Here is a 1575-nt window from a genome sequence, read left to right as displayed (position 1 = left end):
GAACGTTTTGAACAGCGTAGTAACTGTTATGCCTACAAATATCTTGTAAACAAACCCAAAGGCTCTACATATGAACCCCATGAATACAAAATTACTCACTATGTCCCGTGGCAGGCTTGCGAGAAAAACACCGATACTTCGCATCTGAAAGGCTGGGAAGAAAAAGTGCGCGAATTCGATGCCCGACACGATAATCTGCCGAAAGAGTAAACAACAGCAACCCTGTGAAAGAAAGAGCATGACAACCAAACTATATGAATCCCTGCAACGGGAAGCCGATGAAATCCTGATGTATGACGAAGATTACAATATCAATGCCCGTCTGGGACTGACCATATTGATCTACTATACGGGCGGCGGTTCGGTAGCGGGACAACGCAAAACGCTGGAAGCTGCCGAACGCTTTTATTCAAAGTACCATGGGTATTTGAAAATGCATTTTTGGACAGACATGCGCCGTTTTGCACGGCTTAATCCGACCGCATTTCAAAACAAAATAGACCGTACCATTAAAAATGCCGAATCAGGACGCAGATTTTCATGTGTACTGACTTCTGATACGGAATATGGTCAAAGGGCTCCGGAATATCAGTTCAAAACCCTATCCTCCCACCCAATAGATGAAAATGGATTGTCTTGCCTTCAAATTACCCTGCCTTTGTCCTTTTTATCGACTACTGCCCAACAGCAGGAATTCGAAGATTGGGTGGAATATGTTTGCAAACAGTTTGATATTTTCCACGGCTATGCCGGACTGACCCTTGCCCTCCCCGATTCCTACTATAAATACCAATTTTATGAATATGCTGTTACCAAACGTTACTGGGGGGTAACACCTGATTCAGATTCACCCATAACCCTCCTTTGGTACGAAGGTATAAAATCTATCAGCTGGTACACACTTGTCGGCAAGGCGTTTCAGAATAAACTGAACAGCATGGAAATCCAAAACGTTTTGAACCATTATCGTGATATTACACTGAAGACTTATAACGGCACCATGGTATTCAAAGCAGGAAAATTCCCCGATTTGGGAGATAAAACCAAACCGTTGCCTATTAATTACCTGGTAGTGAACAACCTGATGCGGCCGATACTGACACAAAAGCTGAACGACTCACTACATACTGCCTTCGGCAACGGCAAAAACCGCTACTCGGCTTCCCAAGGCTATTACTGGCTGCATCGTTGGGATAATGCCAATTTTGAAAACGGGATTTTTGATCCTAAAGGGACGAAGCAGGAACTGATGCCTGTGTACCGTGAGAGACCTTTGGAAGCACCTTATGCCGGGATGTGGATACCCGATGATCTCGAAAATGCGATAGAACGACATTTTGAAGAAGGAGAAGTCTTTCCTGATAGGGGAGAGTATTACAAGCACCTTCTAAACGGCACAACGGAAATTAGGAAAGGTTATTGTGTTTGGCGTTTGGTTAAGCGGGACGACGGAGGCAGTGTGCTGGTGGCTTCAGAGTTTTGATTATTTAGGTATCAAACGTAAGTCAAGTTGAAAAACCCAACTTTAATAAAGGCCGTCTGAAAAACTGAACTGGCCCCCAAATCTTGGACACT

General features: G+C 44.1%; 2 protein-coding genes. Both read left to right on the top strand.

Translation table 11 applies throughout. The annotated features are described in order from the left end of the window. On the top strand, positions 1-210 hold a 210-nt coding region (locus HMPREF3066_RS13355), incomplete at its 5' end, for a hypothetical protein (RefSeq protein WP_210385704.1). 28 nt (positions 211-238) lie between these two features. After that, positions 239-1483 (top strand): type VI immunity family protein, encoded by a 1245-nt coding sequence (locus HMPREF3066_RS07695; protein ID WP_257962948.1) that lies wholly within the window; start codon positions 239-241, stop codon positions 1481-1483. Positions 1484-1575: the final 92 nt, after the last annotated feature.

The sequence above is a fragment of the Neisseria sp. HMSC03D10 genome (assembly GCF_001807625.1).
Classification (GTDB): Bacteria; Pseudomonadota; Gammaproteobacteria; order Burkholderiales; family Neisseriaceae; genus Neisseria; species Neisseria mucosa.
This window is presented reverse-complemented; position numbering and strand designations above follow the sequence as displayed.

Coding starts and splice junctions, on each gene's coding strand:
- HMPREF3066_RS07695 (WP_257962948.1), top strand. CDS start 239: ATGACAACCAAACTATATGAATCCCTGCAACGGGAAGCCGATGAAATC.